The organism is Thiorhodococcus drewsii AZ1, from assembly GCF_000224065.1.
Classification (GTDB): domain Bacteria; phylum Pseudomonadota; class Gammaproteobacteria; order Chromatiales; family Chromatiaceae; genus Imhoffiella; species Imhoffiella drewsii.
In genome coordinates this window covers 1-3,230 of sequence record NZ_AFWT01000089.1, presented here as the reverse complement: position 1 = coordinate 3,230, position 3,230 = coordinate 1, and the positions used below count along the sequence as shown (strand labels likewise).

Here is a 3,230-nt window from a genome sequence, read left to right as displayed (position 1 = left end):
CCTGCTGCGCCTCGATCTCGGGGCCGCGCGGGCGGCCTTCGGGCGCGCGCTCGACCTGGACCCGGCGGACCCCGTGACCCATCTGGGTCTCGGGATCGCCCAGATCCGCGCGGGCCGGCTCGCCGAGGGCCGCGCCCGGATCGAAACTGCGGTCTCGCTCGATCCTTTCCAGTCCCTGCTGCGCACCTATCTCGGCAAGGCCTACCTCGACGAGCGGCGCGGCGGACGGGCGGCCACCGCCCTGGAGATCGCCACCGATCTGGATCCCAGGGATCCGACGCCATGGCTGTACCGCGCCATCCAGCTGCGCGCCGACAACCGTCCGGTGGAGGCCCTGGACGCGCTGGAGACCTCCTACGCGCTCAACGACAACCGCGCCCAGTTCCGCACCCCCGGCGCCCTGGAGGCGGACGCGGCCGCGCGCACCGCGGCGATCGGCCAGGTCTACCGCGACCTCGAATTCGATCAGCTGGCCCTGGTCCAGGGCTTCCAGGCCGTCGACGAGGCCCCGGACGACCAGTCCGGACACCGTCTCCTGGCCGACGTCTATTCCGCCCTCCCGCGTCACGAGGAGGCGCGGGTCAGCGAGCTACTCCAGGCCCAGCTCCTCCAGCCCCTGACCCGCACCCCGGTGCTCCCGCTCCAGGGCGAGACCCGTCTGCTGATCACCGACACCCTGGGACCCTCGACCCTGGGGCTCGCCGAGTACGGCCCGCTCTTCGAGCGCGACGGCGCCAGCGCCTGGGTCTCGCTCTGGGGCGGCGGCCGCGACAGCCTGGGGGATCAGATCCTGGCGACCGCGCTTTACGACAAGGCGGCATTCAGTGTCGGCCAGTACCATTTCGAGACCCAGGGGTCGGGCGGGATGCGGCGGCAGAATCAGGATATCCAGGTCGGATTCGCGCAGGTGCAGGTTACGCCGAAGCTGGGCGTGCAGGCGGAGTTTCGGAATACGGATGGGGATGAGGGGCCTTATCTTGACGAGGCGGGCACCGATACACGGGATCACACTCGCAGCCAGAGCGCTCGGTTGGGGTTGACATACAGATGGTCCCCCAGATCAGTGCTGATGGCGTCCTATATCCATCGGCACGTCGATACGGACCAGGACGCCATCCCGGCCCCCAGTGCTCCCTTGAGCAGCGAGGTGCTTTCCATAACTGGTTCAGGGGATGGATCGAGCGCGGAGCTGCGCCAGGACTGGCGCTCCGAGTGGATACGGCTGTCGCTTGGGGCAAGCCGGTTCGATTATGCCACCGATTTCGATGTGGACTACAGCCGAACCTTTGGCCCGGTGGAGTCGCGCATTAGAGCCAACGTCCTCACGGACTATCGCGTCGACAACACATTCAACTCGCTGTGGCTCTACGGCATCTGGCGCCCGGTTCCTCGATTGGATCTGACATTTGGATTGAGCTGGGATCATATGGATTGGGACGAAAAGAATATTAATCGCAGTCGTATGGAGCTGCTCATCCCCAGGCTTGGCTGGTTCGAGCTGCCAGAAGACACAGAGGAGACGGGCGGGGGTGCTCAGACTACAGGGATCGGTGCCTCGATCGAGCAGTTCAATCCCAAGATCGGTCTCAGCTGGCGCCCCTGGTTTGGGGCTAGGGTGCGCACGGCGGCCTTCCGCACGCTGCGGGGTCCCGATTCGGTGAGGCAAACGATCCAGCCGACCCAGGTCTCAGGCTTCAATCAGCTGTATGACGGTACTCTCGGAGAAAGCGCATGGCGTTATGGTATCGGTATCGACCAGCGTCTCTCCGAGCGTCTATCCGTCGGTCTCGAAGCCTCACGACGAGACGTATCGGTACCCAAGCTAGAATACAGTGGGGAGGAAGCCGCGAGAGCACGGGATGAGCGCTTCGTGCGCGCCTATGCGGCGCTCACTCCCACTCCACGGATAGCCCTATCGCTCGAATATTTCTATGAGGAGAACGTCCTGCTCATTCTGGATAATGCAGATGACCGTACCCACCGGGTCCCTCTAACATTGTCCTATTTCGAGCCGAACGGGCTGTTCGGTTCGATCCGCGCAACCGGTGTTTGGCAGTCCCTCGTACCCTACGGGGCGTTGGATCGGGCCAGCGACTCATTCTGGAATCTCGATTTCTCGATCGGCTACCGTTTGCCGAACCGACGGGGGCTCGTCGCACTCTCGATCGACAACCTGTTCGATCGCGAGATTCCATATGTCGAGACCGATCCCAATCGGCCACTGTTCGTCGGCGAGCGGATCATGAGCCTGCGCACCACAATTCAATTCTGAAACTGCACGACTCGCAATAGACTTGGTGACCGGATTCGGTCCGGTCGATGTCCCACTGAAGTAAGAGGAGAGCGCGCATGAGCGATAAGAGAAAGCTGGTGGCCTTGGTCTATCTGGACGACGACGGAGAGAAACTCAACATCGAACGCGTCGTGATGCTGGAGAATCCCAATCAGAACTGGGACAAGGAAAAGAAGGTGCTCGAGCTGTCGGAATACACGGACGCCGGCGAGGAGGAGCAGGCGGGGACGACGCAGCCTCCAAGCATCACTTTCAGTAAGGAGAAAGACAGCGCCGTCAAACGCTTTTGCGTCATCGTCCTAGGCATACTCATTTGTTTTTAAGGATAGCGCCGATTGGATGCGATTCCGGCATCCAATGAAACGCCAATTCCTCGTCTGTACCGCCCGGGCCAAGGATGGCTCGGACGCCGCGTTTTTATAGTCGCCCAGACGCCGTGACTTGAAACATGCGCGTTTCTGGGCCTACTCGCCGCATCCCCGGATCCAAGCGCCTGTCGAGGACCCTGCTGCTCGGACTCGCCCTGGGTCCGCTCGGCGCCTTGCTGGGGCTCTCGCCCGCCGGGCTCGCGCTCGAGGAGAACCCGGTCCTCGGCTGGCTGTTCCGACTGCGCGGTCCGCTTCCACCGCCTGACGAGGTGGCGCTGGTCGTCGTCGACCGCGCCTCCCAGCATGCCTTCGGGCTGAGCGGCCGGTACCCCGAATGGCCGCGCAGGCTCCACGCCCGGCTGGTCGAGCGGCTGCACGCGGCGGGAGCACGGGTCATCGTCTTCGACATCCTCTTCGCCGGATCCCGCGCGGCGGACGCCGAGCTGGCCCGGGCCTTCCGGGACGCCGGGCGCGTGGTCCTGGCACAGGGCATCGAGCGCCACGACCTCCCGCTCGGGGGCCGGGACGCGCCGGTCCTGAAGCAGGAGGTCCTGCGCGATCCCGCCCCG

Annotated in this window: 3 protein-coding genes; all 3 read left to right on the top strand. The window is 64.4% G+C overall.

Annotation, left to right across the window (positions count from 1 at the left end; translation table 11 throughout):
- A partial coding sequence (locus THIDRDRAFT_RS24290) for a tetratricopeptide repeat protein (RefSeq protein ID WP_139058889.1) occupies nucleotides 1-2,272 on the top strand: 2,272 nt, incomplete at its 5' end.
- Between the two features lie 77 nt (nucleotides 2,273-2,349).
- Nucleotides 2,350-2,616, top strand: a complete 267-nt coding sequence (locus tag THIDRDRAFT_RS22965) for a hypothetical protein (RefSeq protein ID WP_007043331.1) — start codon at nucleotides 2,350-2,352, stop codon at nucleotides 2,614-2,616.
- 125 nt (nucleotides 2,617-2,741) lie between these two features.
- On the top strand, nucleotides 2,742-3,230 hold a 489-nt coding region (locus THIDRDRAFT_RS22960), incomplete at its 3' end, for a CHASE2 domain-containing protein (RefSeq protein WP_007043330.1).